This is a genomic window from Psychrobacter sp. 78a-MNA-CIBAN-0178, from assembly GCF_040309625.1.
In the GTDB taxonomy this organism is placed as follows: domain Bacteria; phylum Pseudomonadota; class Gammaproteobacteria; order Pseudomonadales; family Moraxellaceae; genus Psychrobacter; species Psychrobacter okhotskensis.
This window is the reverse complement of the sequence record NZ_JBEOOZ010000009.1, coordinates 71,522-88,204: the sequence shown is the minus strand read 5'-3', so window position 1 is coordinate 88,204 and position 16,683 is coordinate 71,522. Positions and strand designations below refer to the sequence as shown.

Genomic DNA, 16,683 nt, shown 5'->3' with positions numbered 1-16,683 from the left:
GTTTTGGTTAATTATACGTAGATTCATTGAGGTTGTTGTATTAAAAATTATATTAGATGAGCTATGTAAAATACTTTTTACAATTTTATTGTTACTCAATTGTACAAGGTCTTTTCATTTGAAAAGAAAACATATAGAATGCGTGGAAGCTGAGTAGCTGTGACTAAGACTAGTTGAATTCTGAGACATCTCGGACATTCAACCTTTGTCGCTGCTACTGCTCATTTCATTTTTCCGGAGAAAACCATATGAAACTTAAATTACTTGCTCTAGCTGGTATCATGACTGCAACTATGGGCCTTACTGCCTGTGATAGCAACAAAGAAAACGCTGCTGAAGATTTATCTGACGCGCAAGAAGAAGTGCAAGATGCTTCTGAAGAGCTAAACGAAGCTGCTGCTGAAGGCGAAGTTACTGCTGATGCTGAAGCTGCTGTTGCCGGTGCTGAAGCTGACATCGCTGATGCACAAGCTGCAACTGCTACTGACGAAATGGACGCTGAAGTTCCTGTAGACGGTACTACTACTAGCGTAGACGTAGCTAGCGAAACTGATACTGCTGTTGCAGCATCTGACGAAGTTGTTGTTGAAGAGCCAGCTCAGTAATTTTATCGTCTCGACGGTAAACATACTGTAGTAAAAAAAAGAGAGCCTATGCTCTCTTTTTTTATGTCTGCTATTTAGTATATTTACAACTATAGAGCACTCATGTCAGTTTTAACAACATCGCGATATTATAAGATCTCGCAATGACAAGCGTTAGGTAGGACTCAGACTCAGTAGCTGCTATTTACTACTCATCAAATAGGCGCTCATCAACCTGTTGACGAAATTTTTGCCCTGTTTTAAAGGTGACCACACGACGTGCTGATACTGCCACGGGCTCCCCTGTCTTAGGGTTACGTCCTGGACGGCTGCTTTTATCTTTAAGCTCGAAGTTACCAAAGCCTGAAAGCTTGACCTCGTTGCCATCAATCAAACTCTCTGACAATTCATCAAAAAAATTCTCTACCAAACAGCGGCCTTCTTGGCGTGTCAGGTTCAGATGACTCATCAAATGCTCAATCATGTCAGATTTGGTTAAGGTGCTCACAGTACGACTCCTATGCTATGTCGTGATGTCGAATATCATGGATTAGCGGTATCAGGTTAATCTTAGGGTCTGTTGAATATTCAAATATGACACTGGCAGCAGCTATTTTTTAGACAATACGCAGTGAAATTTTGGATGCCTAGTTATTCTAGGTTAGACAATTTCGCCAGATATTGGCAAAAAATAATTCTGCCCTGAAAGGCTGATGCTAAAATCACCCCAAACGTTGTTGTAAACCTAGCTAAGGTCTCGACATTATCGTCGGTTTACGCCTAGTTTGATGCGACTTTAGCGATCAGCAGTCCTAATATTTGAGTGTTCAACAGACCCTAGTCATTATAAAGGTTTTTTACCGTCTTTTTAATAAAGTCTGCATTAAAATCCTTTATTAATAACCACTTAACTTTTTTTACAAATAAAATCTATCGATAAGATAAAAAACGCTATAAATAGCAATGCCCTATAGCCTCACAATTATAAAGGCTACAGAGCATGCTCTACTATTAATGCTAAATGCTAGCTGTCACGCAACTTCGCAGCATGTTGCTCAGTTAAAGCTCGTACCACTTTGTCAGTCGCGGTTTTGACTGCTTCATCAGACAAGGTCTGTAACCTATCCTGCCATACCAAAGCAAAAGCCAATGAACGCTGCCCAGTTGGTACATTGTCGCCTTGATAGACGTCAAACAACCATAGGTCAGTCAATAGCTCACCTGCTGCCGTGCGTATCGTCGACTCTAAGGTCTGCAAGCTAATATCGCTATCTACTAAAATGGCAATATCACGACGTACTTGTGGGAATTTACTTGGCGTGGTAATCGCATCTTGTTCACGAGCAAGTGTTAGTAGCGGCGCAAGTGATAATTGAGCCACCCACGTAGCTGGCAAATCTAACTGCTTAGCGGTGTTAGGATGCAATTGACCCAACCAGCCGACATACTCATTATCGATATAGAGTTTTGCGCTTTGACCCGGATGCAAGAAAGCAAGCGCACTACGCTCATAGCGGATGCGGGCGCTATCGATTTGCGCTGGTAGCAATTGTTCGATGTCGTGTTTGAGGTCATAAAAGTCTAACGCACGGTTTTGATACGCTTGCTCGTCCCAAATGTCACCCACTGCGACCAATGCAATACTTGGCGTTTGTACCAATTCGCCAATACTTTGACCGACAAAGCTAAGACCCGTTTCAAAGAAACGCACGCGCGGCTGTTGCCGATTAAGGTTATATTGTACACAAGGCAATAAGCTTGATAGCAAAGTACGGCGCATCACCGCCAAGTCGCTAGAGATAGGATTGGCCAGTGCCAACACTTCTCCAAGCGCTTTATCATCGAGCAAGGCTTCTATTTTTGCATCACTAAAACTAAAGCTAATGGCTTCCATATAGCCATTATTGACCAAGGCCAGCTTCATTTCATGCGTTAAATCCGCAGTATCGTCATAATCCATGCTGACTTGCAAATGCGGCAACACACTCGGAATATTGTCATAACCGTAAATACGGGCAATCTCTTCGATTAAGTCTTCCTTAATACTCATATCAAAGCGATACGATGGCGGCGTGCAAATCAGCCTATCGACTTGCTGATCTACCTCAAAGCCTAATTGAGTCAAAATACGCACCATCACGGCTGGCTCAATCTCAATACCGATGACCTCACGGACTTTAGTGATTGGCAAAGTAATCGGCGTACGTGCTGGCAAGTGCTCTCTGCTTTCCACTTTTACTATTTGCCCAGCTTGACCACCAGTGACACTGGTAATCAAATCAACAGCGCGTGCCAAAGCAAGCTCTGGCAATTCAAAATCGACACCACGCTCAAAGCGTTGTGAGGCATCGGTATGCAGACCAAAACGGCGTGCACGAGCGGCAATAGCAAGCTGACTAAAGAAAGCGCTTTCTACAATAATATTGGTGGTACTGTCAGTGACACTACTACGTTGACCGCCCATGATACCAGCAAGTGCCAATGCACCTTTATCATCGGCAATGACCAATTCATCGCCGGTTAAGATAATGGTTTGCTCATTTAATAAAGTGAGGGTCTCGCTAGGCTGTGCCAAACGTACCACGATATCGCCTTCAATGGTATCAGCATCAAACGCGTGTAGCGGCTGACCCAATTCCATCAATACATAGTTGGTCACGTCAACCAAGAAGTTATGCGAGCGTAGTCCAGACTGAACCAACGCATCTTGCATCCATCTTGGGGTGTCGATGCTACGATCAATATTACTGATTGATTGTAGTAAATAGCGCGGGCACGCTTCAACTGCACTAACTGTGACAGCTGGCGTAGTAGTAGAAACGTTATCAGTAACTGCCACGTTGGCAGGAATTTTAGGCTGCTGCATCGGTAAATCGTTGATAACCGATATCTCGCGCGCAATACCGCGTACGCTGAAGCAGTCGCCACGGTTTGGGGTGATAGAGATATCTAAGATTTGATTGTCTAAGCCTAAGTATTCACGGATATCCATACCGACTGGTGCATCAGCTGGTAGCTCAAGCAGGCCATCGATATCGTCCACCAAATCAATTTCAGAGCCACCGCAAAGCATACCGTTAGAGTCGACACCACGCAGGTTGCCATTTTTAATTTTAAAGCCTTTCTTATCATCGCTTGGGAGCACTGCCCCAACGGTCGCAACAGGTGCTTTCATACCGACGTAGACATTAGGCGCACCGCAAACGATTTGTAACAGCTCAGCGGCACCAATATTCACCTGCGTAACGCGCAGTTTATCAGCATCTGGATGTTGCTCGACGCTGATGACTTCACCGACGACCACACCACTAAAGGCACGGGCAACCGCAAAGCGATCGTCAATCTCAAGCCCTGCCATGGTAAGTTGTTCAGCCAATTGCTCACTGCTATTGTTTGGATTTACCCACTGACGTAGCCACTGTTCGCTAATTTTCATAAATATCTCGGATCAGAATTTTATAATAAAGATTTTGGATTAAAGGTTGGCGAATCAACTTGTTGTATTAACAAGGAGCACTTTTTATATGAACAAGGAGCGCTCTAGCCAAACTGTTTTAAGAAGCGTACGTCGTTTTGGAAAAACAGGCGCAAATCGTCAATGCCGTAGTACAGCATCGCAAAGCGCTCAATACCCATACCAAAAGCAAAGCCGGTGTATTTATCGCTATCAATACCGCAGTTGGTTAGCACTTGTGGATGCACCATACCGCAGCCCATGACCTCAAGCCATTTACCATTATCATCGAGGATATCGACTTCAGCAGAAGGCTCAGTGAATGGGAAAAATGACGGACGAAAACGAACAGTCAATTCTTTAGCAAAGAACGCTTCTAAGAACTCACTAATCAAGCCTTTTAGCTCAGCAAAAGTGCTCGATTCAGTAACCATTAAACCTTCTAACTGATGAAACATCGGCGAATGGGTTTGGTCCGAATCATTACGATAAACGCGACCTGGACAGATGATACGAATCGGAGGTTCATTCTTTTCCATGGTACGAATTTGCACGGGACTGGTATGCGTACGCAATAGATAGTGCGCATCGAAGTAGAAGGTATCGTGCATCGCCCGTGCTGGGTGATGCGAAGGGATATTAAGCGCCTCAAAGTTATAATAATCGCTTTCAACTTCAGGGCCAGTTGCGACATTAAAACCTGCTTGTATAAAGTACTGCTGCATACGCTGAGTAATCATCGTTACTGGATGCAAGTGACCTTTTTGGCCACCGCGAGCAGGCAAAGTGATATCAATGCTTTCGCTTGCAAGCTTAGCATTTAGTGCAGCCACTTCTAGCTGCTGCTGCTGCGCCGTCAATGCATCTTGAATACGGCTACGGACTTGATGTAACCAGCCGCCATAGGTTTTTTTGTCATCGCTACTGAGTTTACCCATCTGCTTTGACCAGCCAGTTAGCGGGCTCTTTTTGCCTGTCAATTGTACGCGCAAATCTTGCAGCGCACGTACATCAGTTACTTGTAGGATCAACGCTTCAGCAGCACTGGCCAGCTCAGTGAGCTGAGCTTCAGTTAGCTCGCTGAGCTCTGTAGACAAGGTCGGTAGCGCCGACAAATCGGTGGTAGCAGCAGGGGTAGTCATAAGACGCATTCTTCCTGATTTAAACGGACTATTAGTAATAGTGATTTATAATTGTAGGGATTTGACCAAATATTGCAAACCATTTACCCATTCATTGTAAATTAAAGACGTGTTACAGAAATGGCTTGAATATTTAGACAATGAAAAGTGCAACTTCCCTAAAAGCGTTTTACATCATAACGGTAATAAAACCGACCGTAAAATAATTTAATATAAAAAAAGCCACCGACCAGCGGTAGCTTTTATTAATATCGACCTGTTAATCAATATTAGTCCTATCCATTTAGATAATCCCTTATGAGTAAGTAACTATAGATAATCACTTAACAAGCGGCATGCCTAAAGGACAGTTAATATTTATGCTAGGGCTGCTTTTGCTTTTTCGACCAAGGCTGTGAAAGTTGCTGCATCATGCATAGCGATGTCAGCAAGTACGCGACGATCAACAGTGATGTTAGCCAATTTCATGCCATTGATAAAGCGGCTGTAGCTTAAACCGTTTAAGCGTGCACCAGCATTGATACGTGCAATCCAAAGACGACGGAAAGTACGTTTTTTGTTGCGACGGTCACGATAAGCATATTGACCAGCTTTGGTCACTGCTTGTACCGCTACGCGGTAAACACGTGAACGGGCACCGTAGTAGCCTTTTGCGCGCTTTAAGATTTTTTTGTGACGGCGATTTGCCTGTACACCACGTTTTACACGGGCCATAAATTACTCCAAGATATTGTTAAGCGATTAACGATGTTATGAAATGAATGTTAGTAAATAACAGACATCGTTGTCAGATTGCAAAGTCACATATTTTTAATTAAAAATAGATGACGATAGTCGACTAGAGGTATGGGCACATGCGACGAACTGCTGCTTCGTCAGATTTGTCCACCATCTTTAGACCGCGCAACTGGCGAATACGCTTAGCTGATTTCTTGGTCAAGATATGGCTTTTGAAGGCTTGCTTACGCTTAAAGCCATTCGCTGTTTTTTTGAAGCGTTTAGCTGCACCGCTTCTGGTTTTCATCTTATTTTTCATGATGATTTGCCTCTTTGTCTTTAATAGAACCTGGTCGTCAAATAGTCAATAACGAATAGTGGCTTTAAAAACAACCACTAAACCTCTATTTGCCTCGAGGTGGGAGGCGCTATTTTAGCAGATAGTGCGCTGTTTTGCCAAGGAAAGTTTTAGCCTTACCTTAATAGGTTCTGTCTGGTTATTATTAGGGTCTATTGAACATTCAAATGTGGCACTGGTGACGGCTATTTGTGAATGTTCAATAGACCCTAGTAAATCACGATTTTTTTTGCAAATAGATTGAATGTCAGCTTGAGCTGTGCTTAAGTAGACACTAAGCGGCGCTATACCTTAAAGCGACGATAAACGACGCCATTTATCGCCTATATTTGTCTTGGATTATACGCGGCTCGTTGCTTTTGGACTGCTAGGGCGTGTCCTCATTTTAGAAATGGTCATAAAAATGAGATAAATTGCCGTCAAATGAGGAAAATAGCGCAAATAATATCAGGATATTAATCAGCTATTTGACGATGTTTGGCAAAATTTAGCCATTTTTAGCCCATTTAGATACAAGCGCTTGAATTGAGGACACGCCCTAAGCTCGCTTGCCAAGCGCTCAAAAAATTGATTATGGACAATCATTCTAGGAGAAAGCGTTGTCAAACCAAGAATTAAACTTTGATGACGGAATATTTGTGTTTGAAACGGTGATGCGCGTGCGCAATACCGAAATTGATATGGGTCAACATTTAGCCCTAGAGTCATTGACCGGTTTGCTGACGGAAGCTATGCAGCGTTTTTTATACGCCAAAGGTATTAAAGAGATTAACGCTGATCATCAAGGCTTGATTATTAATGAGTTACAGCTGAATGTTTTCAGCTGTGTACGGGCGCGTGAAGAGCTTTTGTTTGAGGTGGGCGTTGAGCCACTTTATGATAATGGCGGCAATATCGTGTTCAAAGCCACACGCATGCACAATGGCGAAATAGTGGCAAAGGCCAGACAGCATTTTGTCAATTATGACTTTCGCCTTAATAAAGTAACCACGCTGGATAATACGATTAAAAAAGCCTTGTATCCGCAGTTGTTCGAGCTCTGATAAACACTGATATAACCCATCAATTTACGTAGTCCATCAATAGACGCAAGCTATTTATTTATCTTATCAGTAGATAGCCAATACTGATATTGACTTTTATTTCTGACCACTTAATTATTGACCACTTCCTAATTATAAGACGACAGACAGATTATGACTTTACCTGCTTGGCTAACTGCCATAAAGTTTAACGCTGATGGTTTGATTCCTGCGATTGCTCAAGACCATGCGTCGGGGCGCATTTTGATGATGGCGTGGATGAATGCTGAAGCGCTTCAATTAACGGCACAAACAAAAACCGCCGTGTATTTTTCACGTTCGCGTGCCAAGTTATGGCATAAAGGCGAGTCATCAGGACATACTCAGACAGTCCATGATATTCGCTTAGATTGTGATGCCGATGTGATTGTGTTGAGCGTGACTCAAGCTGGGGGTATCGCCTGCCATACGGGTCGCGAGTCTTGCTTTTATCAGCGTTTGGATTTGTCTGGGCAAACGCCGCAATGGCAAACTGTCGATAAGGTATTAAAAGACCCTGCAGATATTTATCAATCAGATAAAACCGCCAGCGCTACTGATCACAACCACGATACTGCTGCGCTTAATGCGGATAATGCTAATAACGCCGCTGAAAATCATAATACCCAAACGGACAATACCTCTATTTTGCAACAGCTTGATAAGGTATTGGCAGAGCGCAAGCAAGCAGACGCTGACAGCTCTTATGTGGCAAGCTTATACGCAAAAGGGTTGAATAAAATCCTAGAAAAAGTGGGCGAAGAAAGCACAGAGAGTATCATCGCTGCCAAAGATTTTGCCCATTGTGATGAAAATACGGACAAAGCACAATATGACGAAGCGCGGCACGAGCTTATCTACGAAGTGGCCGACGTTTGGTTTCATACTTTGGTTGGGCTGGCATGGTTCGATATAGAGTCGGACGCGGTGTTGAATGAGCTGGGACGACGCTTTGGACTATCAGGCATCGATGAAAAAGCGGCTCGATAACTTGTGAAATTACAAAGATAACTTGTGGAACTCTAGAATAAGCATCTTCCTTGTTTGATTATTATTGCTTTCACCTTTTTGTCACAATGGTAGGTTATAATATAGCTCTTTTTAGCTTCGCATCTTACGTCTATATTTTTTGTTTAATAGATCTATATTCTATAAAATAAAGGCATTCATATATAGATATCGCAACCAAGACATTAAGGATACCATTATGGGCAGTTTTTCCATTACGCATTGGCTGATATTATTGGTGGTAGTGGTGGTCGTATTTGGCACCTCAAAGCTTAGAAATGCAGGAAAGGATTTGGGCGGTGCTGTTAAAGGCTTTAAAGAGGCAGTCAAAGACGAAAATGCAGAGCATGCCAAAAAACAGGTGGTTCTCGATCATGATGGCAATGCACACCCAACAGATCGCGCCGCAACCAATAAAGTGAAAGATAGCGATATTGACACTGTGCCTGTTGACGATAAGCACCATTGATAATACCGAGTATAGTGCTGGGTATAATACTGCTAGCATCTAGATAGTGATAATCAACCATTATGTTTGATATTGGGTTTTCTGAATTACTGCTCTTTGGCGTTATTGCCTTAATTGTCTTGGGTCCAGAAAAACTTCCCCAAGCAGCGCGTACTGCTGGGCAATGGTATGCTAAAATTCGCCGTACGGTCTCTACGTTACAGTCTGAAATAGAGGCTGAGCTTGACTTGGCTGAAACGCGGCAACAAATGCAAAAAGAGCTGGCTAAAATCCGTGAGACTGAGGCGGAGATGCGGCGTGAGATGGCAGAAATGCGCGGCAGTATGCAAGAGTTTGAGTCTTCACAGAACCAGACTCTAAAAGCTGCGCATGACCCAGACGCTGATCATGCTAATAATGACAAAAGCAATCACCAGCAAGATGCTAGCGGTCAAAAAAACACGCCATCTATCACGCCCAAGGTATTCGACTACGCCTACGGTCAGGACGAAACAGCAACAGATTCTGAGCAATTGCTGAAACACGCTACTGACGACGAAACCTCAAAAACTGCCTCTATTGCTAATACTCAACCAATTACTCAAGCCATCACCACCAAGCCATGGGAAAACATGTGGTTTCGTTTGGGCGCTTATGATAAGGCACGACGCTTACCTGCAGCGCCCTATTTACCAAACTATAAAGCAGATATGTTACTAAACCGGCCTTTAGACAGCGCTTTAAACAAACAGCTTTCTGTTAATAAGCAGGAGACTGATTAGTGGGTTTATTTAAACGCAAAAAGAGTCGCCAAGAAAAAGTCGCTGACGCAGACCGAGAGCAAGTAGCTGATACCGCGATTGATGAGGACTCTAATGACATATTAGCCTCACTCGCTGATATGCCAATCACTGAGCATCTGATTGAGCTACGCTCGCATTTAATCAAAATATGCGTGGCAGTGTTGGTCATATTTTTAGCGTTAGTTGGGTTTTCGCGCGAGCTCTATAATTTTTTATCCGATCCATTGGTCGCTCAGCTACCCGCCAATTCGACCATGATTGCCACGGATATCACCTCCAATTTCATGGCGCCGATACGCCTGACCGTTTTTGTCGCTGCCTTCTGTGCCATGCCCTATATTTTGTATCAGATTTGGTCATTTGTCGCACCGGGGTTGTATAAAAAAGAGAAAAAAATCGCGATTCCTGTGCTTGCGTCATCAATTTTTTTATTTTATGCGGGTGTGGCTTTTTCTTACTTTATCGTGCTCAAAGGCGTGTTGAAATTCTTTATCATGTTTGCGCCGCAGAATGTCTTGCCGATGACGGATATCGACAGTTATTTAAGCTTTGCACTTAAGCTGTTTATGGTGTTTGGCCTGACTTTTGAGATTCCAGTGGTGACCTTACTGTTGATATTGGTGGGCATTGTCTCCATTCAAAGCCTAGAAGAGAAACGTCGCTATATTATTGTGGGTTGTTTTGCCGTGTCAGCAGTCGTTACACCGCCTGATGGTGTGTCGATGTTGTTACTCGCCATTCCCATGTGGCTATTGTTTGAGTTAGGGCTTCTATTAGCAAAAATCTTAATCAAAGAAAAGCCTAATTCTGATTCGACAGCCGTAGATAACGAGTAAAAAAACACAGCCCCTATAGTAATTGTTTTCGACTGTCCTCTACCCCATTTATTAGCTTAGTAGTTATTAGCCTTACTAAGCGTCATCATTGTCCGCCAGCCATTGTTTATCCAGTGGCTTTTTTTACCCCCATGGTTTTTACTCACTTTTAGTCTTTTAGGTAGTTTTATTATGTCCGCATCTATGCCAGCTTATATGAGCGATCCCACTGATGAGCAGCTGAGCGCGCTTAATATGGCAATGGATCACAAGTCATTTAAAGTGGTCGCTTATGCAGGCGCAGGTAAAACAACGACGCTCAAATTAATCGGTGAACGCTTACGTGGGCGCGGCTTATATCTAGCCTTTAACAAGGCGATTGCCAACGATGCGCGGCAAAAATTCCCAGGTCACGTGGATTGCCGTACCTTTCACTCACTCGCCTATCGTCATGTCGCCCGTGATATTACCGCCAAACTGTCGTTGCCACGCTTTTCACCCAAACGTCTGGGTGATGATTTAGGCTTACAACCGGTGCAAGTACGTCGGCAAATGGATGGGGTTAATAAATATATCACCCTCACGCCAGCACGCTTGTCGCGCTTCGTTAGTGATGCGGTGAACAATTTTTGTAGTACGCATGCCAGTTATCCTGCACCACGGCATATTGAATTTCCAAGTTGGCTCGATGATTCTGATGCCGAGCAGCTGCGCGAGATGCTCTACCCTGCCGTTGAGCAACGCTGGCTACAATCGATTGATGCGCGCCATCCGGCTGGTATTGGGCATGATATCTATCTTAAATTATGGGCATTATCGAAGCCCAGTATTCCTGCGGATTTCATCTTGTTTGATGAAGCGCAAGATGCCGACCCCTTAATGATGGGGATTTTGACCCAGCAGCCACGGCAGGTGATTTATGTCGGCGACGCCCATCAGCAGATTTATGAGTGGCGCGGCGCGATCAATGCGATGAAAAAGCTGCCATTGCCGCAGACCTTGTTGACGCAGTCGTTTCGCTTTGGTGAACCGATTGCTGAGATTGCCAATACTTTGCTCAAAGCCTTGCAAGAAGACGTACCGTTAAAAGGCAACCCCAATAAGCAGTCTTCTACCGAAAAAGGCATGGCACACAGTAAAAAAGATGCCATCCTATGTCGTACCAATGCTGCTGCGATGTCGCAGCTATTGACTGGACTTAAACTCGGTCACCGGGTGGCACTACAAGCGGATACCGATCGTATGCTTAAGTTCTGTCAGGCAGCCGAAAATTTAAAGAATGGTAAATCGGCGTATGGCGTCCCTGAACTGGCATATTTTTATAATTGGGGTGACGTACAAGAATATTCTGAAACCAACGAAGGCAGTGACTTAAAAACTCTGGTTAAATTGGTCGACGACCATGGGACTAATGTACTCAGCCAAGCCGTGAATAGCCTATCCAGTATTGAAAATGCCGATTATGTCATCTCAACCGCGCATAAAGCGAAAGGTCTTGAATGGGGCAAAGTACAGCTCGATGATGATTTTTATTATGATGTGACCACCAATGCGGTCAAGATAAGCCCAGAAGAATTGCGTTTGCTCTATGTTGCTTGCACACGTGCGCAAAGCAATTTGGACATCCATCATATCAAAGACTTGATATCAGGATTGCAGACGGGTAAAAAAGTGATTTTTGGCAATACTTAATGTTGCTCGAGCTCACACTTTATCGCCTTTGTCATTCTCAATTTATAATGTTGACTCTCCGATCATGAATCATAATCAGCAACTTCAGACACGCCAAAACACCATACAACAGTTATTTGCCAATCCCGTTCGCCTGCTCGCGCCAATGGAAGGCTTGACCGATCCATTAATGCGGCAAATTTTGACACAGATTGCCACAGACTTGGGTCGTCCTTATGATTGGTCAGTGAGTGAATTTATTCGCGTCACCCAAACTGTCTTGCCCGCGCATGTGTTTTATAAGTACGTGCCAGAGCTGCATTATGATGCCAAAACTGCATCCGGTACGCCGATTCATATTCAGCTACTCGGTAGTGACGCGCAGTTGATGGCTGACAATGCCGCTTATGCTGCCGAGCTTGGGGCGCCGGCCATTGATATTAACTTTGGTTGTCCGGCTAAAACGGTAAATAGCCATCGTGGTGGCTCAGTGCTGCTTGATGAACCTGAAGTCATGTACGAGATAATCAACACAGTAAGAACAGCAGTACCTAGCGATATTCCTGTATCCGCAAAGATTCGCTTGGGCTATACCGACACCAGTCGCATGGATGATATTCGCAGTGCGATTGAAGACAGTGGTGCTGATTGGCTAACCATTCATGCACGGACAAAAACCCAAGGTTATAAACCGCCAGCCTATTGGGATAAAATCCAAAACTTTTATAACTTAGATATTCCCGTCATTGCCAATGGTGAAATATGGAACGCCGAGCATGCACAGAATTGTATGACGCAAGCGGGGACCAATCATTTGATGTTAGGTCGCGGCGCGGTTACTCGTCCCGATTTGATTGCGCAGGTTGATGGCCATAATAATGATGCAGAAACATTGACCGCCTTAGTCTGGGAAGATTTAATCGTGCATCAGATTAAGTTCTTAGAAGGTGCCGCAAAAAGCGATGTGGTATTGGTCGGACGTTATAAGCAGTGGTTAGCGATGCTCACCAAAGGCTATAGCGAGGCAAAGATATTGTGGGACCGTATAAAGCGAGAAAAAAATAAAGCAGCTATTATTAGCGCACTACGAATGAGTGTCCGATAATAATACCTGCCTTTATTCTAAACTGGTCTTTCGATAAAAAACGAACGCTAGACGCTTACCCGAATGGCCAGATAAAAAAGCATCAAACAACAGGCAATTGATAATACCCAAAGTATCGAGCGAAACGTTGCCAAATTAGTAATATATGCCACGCAATAGCCAACCCTAATCAGCACATAAAGCCAAGCCAGCGTGTTGATAATTGATTGCGGTACAAAGAACAACATCGCCACCAATACCGCTGCCAAAAATACGGGTAATGTCTCATAGCTGTTTTGCTGAGCGGCATTAGCACGTGCTGCTGCGCCAGTCGTACTGTGTAAAAAGTCACGCGGATGCGCATTGTCAGCCAAGTTAAAGCCACCAATGGCTTTCGCAGTCAGTGCCATAGCGAGTGGTAACAGACTTGCCACCACCATCGCCCAAATCGCTGACGCTGCGGTATTAGGGATCAACCCAAAGAGTGCATTCATTAGTCTATTTGCCCCTACCCTGCAATCACTTCAAAATCATGGGTAATATTCACCCCACCTTGTACCAACATTCTACTGGCCGAGCAGTATTTTTCTGCTGATAAATGAATCGCCTTTTCAACTTGCTTATCTTTGATATCTTGACCAGTCACCACAAAGTGCATATGAATATCAGTATATACCGCTGGGACGGTTTCAGCACGCTGAGCTGTCAGCTCACAACGCACGTCTGTCACTGCTTGACGTGACTTTTGTAAAATCGCTACCACATCGTAGCTCGCACAACCACCTAGCCCTAGTAGGATTAGCTCCATGGGACTGGAACCCTTCTCTTTATCGGCATCGATTTGAACGTTATGTCCCGATGGGGACACGCCCATAAAGGCTTTATTTTCTTGCCACGTAACGCTTGCTTTTGACTCTGACATGTTAGATTACCCTTATTTTAATGTGTGATTTAAACGTTTTTTATTGGCTGAATATTTTATTTTTGCTTGAGATTAGCCCACTTACCATTTAGGGTTCAGATTGAGGACACGCCCTAGTGTAGCATAAGCTAAAACGAGATTTTAAAAAGCCACTGTCTTAGATTATTACCCTGAGCGTTTGATGAGTCTATTTTTGAGTGTTCACTTTGGTTAGTGAGATTTATCGTTCTGCTCTGAATATGCTTTTTTAAATATAACTTATATTTATCGTTATGGCGTCTAAAACTTACCTACAAAAATCCATTTATAACTGTCTGATTTTAAAGGGTTAAACTCGTGAAACATTTTATAGCAAAATACTGTTACACATTTGGGTTGTTTCTTGGTTTAATAACGGTAATGAATCTTATTTTTACCTGATATTGATAACTGTCACCCTATAATAATTATGATTGCTATCGTTGTGTCATGTTGAAATAAGCTATTTTTAGACAAATTAAAAAGGGTTAGTCATGATAGATGCAGACGGCTTTCGCGCCAATGTCGGCATCATCTTGGCAAATACACAAGGGCAAGTTCTGTGGGCAAAACGTATTGGTCACAACGCTTGGCAGTTTCCTCAAGGCGGTATCGACCGCGGGGAGACGCCGATGGATGCAATGTATCGCGAGCTCTGGGAAGAGGTCGGTTTACATCCGCGTCATGTAGATTTATTGGCAGTCACGCAAGATTGGTTGCGTTATCGGCTGCCGAAACGCTATGTGCGTCATGGACAGCACCCTTTGTGTATTGGGCAAAAACAAAAGTGGTTTTTGCTGCGCTTAGATGAGCCAAATACTCAACATATCCGCTTTGATGAGGGAAAACCGGAATTTGACCATTGGCAATGGGTCAGCTACTGGTATCCACTCGGACAAGTGATTCACTTTAAACGCGGGGTATACCGTCGTGCTTTGCAAGAGCTGGCACGTGAATTACCGCTTAAACAAGAACTGATTATCCCTGAGCATACCAACCATTTGCTTCTTACCTAGCCTCTGGTTTATTGTTTGTTTGTTAGTGAATATAAAAAATCCTGCATCTATTATGGATGCAGGATTTTTTATATTTAAAATAGCTAGGGCGTGTCCTCAATTCAACTGATAACAATCTAAATGGTGATGAAAATGAGGACACGCCCTAGATTTATGGTTTGATGGCAACCTTTAGTACGCCATCACGTTGATGCATAAATAAGTCATAGGCTGCAACAATATCGTCTAGCGCGTAGGTATGTGTGACCATCTCAGATAAATCGACACGCCCTGACTCCACCACATTTAATAGACGACGCATCCGTTCTTTACCACCCGGGCACAAGGCGGTGCGGATAGTATGATCACCAAGACCTGCTGCAAAGTGTGACATGGGGATGCTTAAGTCTTCTGAATAAACGCCAAGGCTTGATAGCGTACCGCCTGGTTTTAAAATTTTCAGACATTGTTCAAAGGTAGATTGTAAGCCCAATGCTTCGATACTGCTATCAACCCCGCGACCCGCAGTAATTTTCATAATCTCGTCAACGATATCCACTTCGTTAAAATTGAGGGTAATATCGGCCCCCAGTTTCTTAGACGAGGGTAATATCGGCCCCCAGTTTCTTAGACATCGCTAAGCGCTCGTTATTGCCATCAATAGCGATAATGGTAGACGCCCCTCTCAGCTTGGCACCAGCAGAGGCGCACAATCCAATTGGACCTTGCGCAAATACAGCCACGATATCGCCAATTTTGATATTGGCATTTTCAGCACCCTTAAAACCAGTAGACATGATGTCTGGGCACATCAGCACTTGCTCATCAGTCAGCCCATTAGGCACAGGCGCTAGGTTGGCCTGCGCATCGGGTACTAAAACGTATTCGGCTTGCGTGCCATCGATGATATTACCGAAGCGCCATCCGCCAGTCGCTTTATAACCATGACAAGGACAAGTCCCGTCTGGCCCGATGTAACCACCATCTTGTGAAGGAAAGCCATCTTGGCTGGCATAAGAAGTAAAACTTGGGCAAATCGCGCCAGCAATCACTCGTTGACCTTCTTCATAACCCATCACCGCACTACCGAGCTTTTCGATAATACCGACTGGCTCATGACCAATGGTCAACCCTTGAGCAACGGGATACTCACCCTTAAAAATATGAATATCGGTGCCGCAAATGGTCGTTGTAGTGATTTTTATAAGAGCGTCATTGGGCCCAACATCGGGAATTTTCTTCTCTGCAATTTCAATTTTACCTGGCGCAACAAATATTAGTGATTTCATCATACTCATGTCACACTCCTTGTTTTGACACTGTTTTCACACTTATTTGATTCATACTAGGGCGTGTCTTCATTTCAAAAATGGTGATAAAAATGAGATCAATTGCCGTCAAACAAGAAAAATAGCGTAGATAATATCGGGATATTAACCAGCTATTTGACAATGTTTGGCAAGGTTTATCCATTTTTAGCCCATCTAGATGAGTATTGAGTGAATTGAAAACACGCCCTGGCTGTCATTTAATAGTCAGTAATTGCATTAGATACTAGCAGTAAATTCTAAGCCCCTACTCAGTGAGTGTAAGCCATAAGCGC

At 43.7% G+C, this 16,683-nt stretch carries 18 protein-coding genes; 9 read left to right on the top strand and 9 right to left on the bottom strand.

Going from position 1 to position 16,683, the window contains the following annotated elements; genetic code table 11:
• Positions 1-248 precede the first annotated feature (248 nt).
• Complete coding sequence (locus AAEY80_RS07540) at positions 249-605, top strand: hypothetical protein (RefSeq protein WP_025651523.1); 357 nt, start codon at positions 249-251, stop codon at positions 603-605.
• A gap of 187 nt (positions 606-792) precedes the next feature.
• On the opposite strand, the gene AAEY80_RS07535 is transcribed toward AAEY80_RS07540, so the two are convergent.
• The 5 genes from AAEY80_RS07535 to rpmI form a co-directional block, all read right to left on the bottom strand.
• Positions 793-1,092: an integration host factor subunit alpha gene (locus AAEY80_RS07535; RefSeq protein ID WP_010197859.1), complete on the bottom strand. Its 300-nt coding sequence runs from the start codon at positions 1,090-1,092 to the stop codon at positions 793-795.
• Positions 1,093-1,608: 516 nt separating this feature from the next.
• Positions 1,609-4,020, bottom strand: a complete 2,412-nt coding sequence (gene pheT, locus AAEY80_RS07530; RefSeq protein WP_350588141.1) for a phenylalanine--tRNA ligase subunit beta — start codon at positions 4,018-4,020, stop codon at positions 1,609-1,611.
• Between the two features lie 104 nt (positions 4,021-4,124).
• Positions 4,125-5,180: a phenylalanine--tRNA ligase subunit alpha gene (gene pheS, locus AAEY80_RS07525; RefSeq protein WP_037026232.1), complete on the bottom strand. Its 1,056-nt coding sequence runs from the start codon at positions 5,178-5,180 to the stop codon at positions 4,125-4,127.
• Between the two features lie 357 nt (positions 5,181-5,537).
• Positions 5,538-5,894, bottom strand: coding sequence for a 50S ribosomal protein L20 (rplT, locus tag AAEY80_RS07520; RefSeq protein ID WP_025651520.1), 357 nt, complete (start codon positions 5,892-5,894; stop codon positions 5,538-5,540).
• A gap of 124 nt (positions 5,895-6,018) precedes the next feature.
• Positions 6,019-6,216, bottom strand: a complete 198-nt coding sequence (gene rpmI, locus AAEY80_RS07515) for a 50S ribosomal protein L35 (protein WP_025651519.1) — start codon at positions 6,214-6,216, stop codon at positions 6,019-6,021.
• A gap of 638 nt (positions 6,217-6,854) precedes the next feature.
• Between rpmI and AAEY80_RS07510 the strand changes: the two genes are divergently transcribed.
• From AAEY80_RS07510 to AAEY80_RS07480, 7 genes are all read left to right on the top strand, one after another.
• Positions 6,855-7,298: a thioesterase family protein gene (locus AAEY80_RS07510; RefSeq protein ID WP_025651518.1), complete on the top strand. Its 444-nt coding sequence runs from the start codon at positions 6,855-6,857 to the stop codon at positions 7,296-7,298.
• A gap of 153 nt (positions 7,299-7,451) precedes the next feature.
• Positions 7,452-8,306: a bifunctional phosphoribosyl-AMP cyclohydrolase/phosphoribosyl-ATP diphosphatase HisIE gene (gene hisIE / locus AAEY80_RS07505; protein ID WP_025651517.1), complete on the top strand. Its 855-nt coding sequence runs from the start codon at positions 7,452-7,454 to the stop codon at positions 8,304-8,306.
• Positions 8,307-8,523: 217 nt separating this feature from the next.
• Positions 8,524-8,793 carry a Sec-independent protein translocase subunit TatA gene (gene tatA / locus AAEY80_RS07500; RefSeq protein ID WP_025651516.1) on the top strand — a complete coding sequence of 90 codons (270 nt, stop codon included), beginning with the start codon at positions 8,524-8,526 and terminating at the stop codon, positions 8,791-8,793.
• A gap of 62 nt (positions 8,794-8,855) precedes the next feature.
• Positions 8,856-9,554, top strand: a complete 699-nt coding sequence (gene tatB / locus AAEY80_RS07495; protein WP_025651515.1) for a Sec-independent protein translocase protein TatB — start codon at positions 8,856-8,858, stop codon at positions 9,552-9,554.
• The gene (tatC, locus tag AAEY80_RS07490; protein ID WP_350588140.1) at positions 9,554-10,411 is read left to right on the top strand and encodes a twin-arginine translocase subunit TatC; all 858 of its coding nucleotides are present in this window, start codon (positions 9,554-9,556) and stop codon (positions 10,409-10,411) included. Before tatB ends, tatC begins: the two co-directional genes overlap by 1 nt.
• A gap of 171 nt (positions 10,412-10,582) precedes the next feature.
• Complete coding sequence (locus tag AAEY80_RS07485; RefSeq protein ID WP_350588139.1) at positions 10,583-12,082, top strand: UvrD-helicase domain-containing protein; 1,500 nt, start codon at positions 10,583-10,585, stop codon at positions 12,080-12,082.
• A 64-nt stretch (positions 12,083-12,146) separates the two neighbouring features.
• Positions 12,147-13,166, top strand: coding sequence for a tRNA dihydrouridine synthase (locus AAEY80_RS07480; protein WP_350588138.1), 1,020 nt, complete (start codon positions 12,147-12,149; stop codon positions 13,164-13,166).
• A 47-nt stretch (positions 13,167-13,213) separates the two neighbouring features.
• Here the strand turns inward: AAEY80_RS07480 and AAEY80_RS07475 are convergent, their stop codons facing one another.
• Positions 13,214-13,639: an MAPEG family protein gene (locus tag AAEY80_RS07475; RefSeq protein WP_025651511.1), complete on the bottom strand. Its 426-nt coding sequence runs from the start codon at positions 13,637-13,639 to the stop codon at positions 13,214-13,216.
• Positions 13,640-13,653: 14 nt separating this feature from the next.
• Complete coding sequence (locus tag AAEY80_RS07470; protein WP_025651510.1) at positions 13,654-14,067, bottom strand: OsmC family protein; 414 nt, start codon at positions 14,065-14,067, stop codon at positions 13,654-13,656.
• Between the two features lie 512 nt (positions 14,068-14,579).
• On the opposite strand from AAEY80_RS07470, the gene AAEY80_RS07465 reads away from it, so the two are divergent.
• The gene (locus AAEY80_RS07465; RefSeq protein ID WP_350588137.1) at positions 14,580-15,101 is read left to right on the top strand and encodes an RNA pyrophosphohydrolase; all 522 of its coding nucleotides are present in this window, start codon (positions 14,580-14,582) and stop codon (positions 15,099-15,101) included.
• A gap of 151 nt (positions 15,102-15,252) precedes the next feature.
• Here AAEY80_RS07465 and AAEY80_RS07460 read toward each other — a convergent pair whose 3' ends face one another.
• Positions 15,253-15,618, bottom strand: a complete 366-nt coding sequence (locus AAEY80_RS07460; RefSeq protein ID WP_350588136.1) for a zinc-binding dehydrogenase — start codon at positions 15,616-15,618, stop codon at positions 15,253-15,255.
• 58 nt (positions 15,619-15,676) lie between these two features.
• Entirely contained in the window at positions 15,677-16,378 is a 702-nt protein-coding gene (locus tag AAEY80_RS07455) for an alcohol dehydrogenase catalytic domain-containing protein (protein ID WP_350588135.1), read from the bottom strand.
• Positions 16,379-16,683: the final 305 nt, after the last annotated feature.

Coding starts and splice junctions, on each gene's coding strand:
- AAEY80_RS07540 (WP_025651523.1), top strand. CDS start 249: ATGAAACTTAAATTACTTGCTCTAGCTGGTATCATGACTGCAACTATG.
- pheT (WP_350588141.1), bottom strand. CDS start 4,020: ATGAAAATTAGCGAACAGTGGCTACGTCAGTGGGTAAATCCAAACAAT.
- pheS (WP_037026232.1), bottom strand. CDS start 5,180: ATGACTACCCCTGCTGCTACCACCGATTTGTCGGCGCTACCGACCTTG.
- rplT (WP_025651520.1), bottom strand. CDS start 5,894: ATGGCCCGTGTAAAACGTGGTGTACAGGCAAATCGCCGTCACAAAAAA.
- rpmI (WP_025651519.1), bottom strand. CDS start 6,216: ATGAAAAATAAGATGAAAACCAGAAGCGGTGCAGCTAAACGCTTCAAA.
- hisIE (WP_025651517.1), top strand. CDS start 7,452: ATGACTTTACCTGCTTGGCTAACTGCCATAAAGTTTAACGCTGATGGT.
- tatA (WP_025651516.1), top strand. CDS start 8,524: ATGGGCAGTTTTTCCATTACGCATTGGCTGATATTATTGGTGGTAGTG.
- tatB (WP_025651515.1), top strand. CDS start 8,856: ATGTTTGATATTGGGTTTTCTGAATTACTGCTCTTTGGCGTTATTGCC.
- AAEY80_RS07485 (WP_350588139.1), top strand. CDS start 10,583: ATGTCCGCATCTATGCCAGCTTATATGAGCGATCCCACTGATGAGCAG.
- AAEY80_RS07480 (WP_350588138.1), top strand. CDS start 12,147: ATGAATCATAATCAGCAACTTCAGACACGCCAAAACACCATACAACAG.
- AAEY80_RS07475 (WP_025651511.1), bottom strand. CDS start 13,639: ATGAATGCACTCTTTGGGTTGATCCCTAATACCGCAGCGTCAGCGATT.
- AAEY80_RS07470 (WP_025651510.1), bottom strand. CDS start 14,067: ATGTCAGAGTCAAAAGCAAGCGTTACGTGGCAAGAAAATAAAGCCTTT.
- AAEY80_RS07465 (WP_350588137.1), top strand. CDS start 14,580: ATGATAGATGCAGACGGCTTTCGCGCCAATGTCGGCATCATCTTGGCA.
- AAEY80_RS07460 (WP_350588136.1), bottom strand. CDS start 15,618: ATGAAAATTACTGCGGGTCGCGGGGTTGATAGCAGTATCGAAGCATTG.
- AAEY80_RS07455 (WP_350588135.1), bottom strand. CDS start 16,378: ATGAGTATGATGAAATCACTAATATTTGTTGCGCCAGGTAAAATTGAA.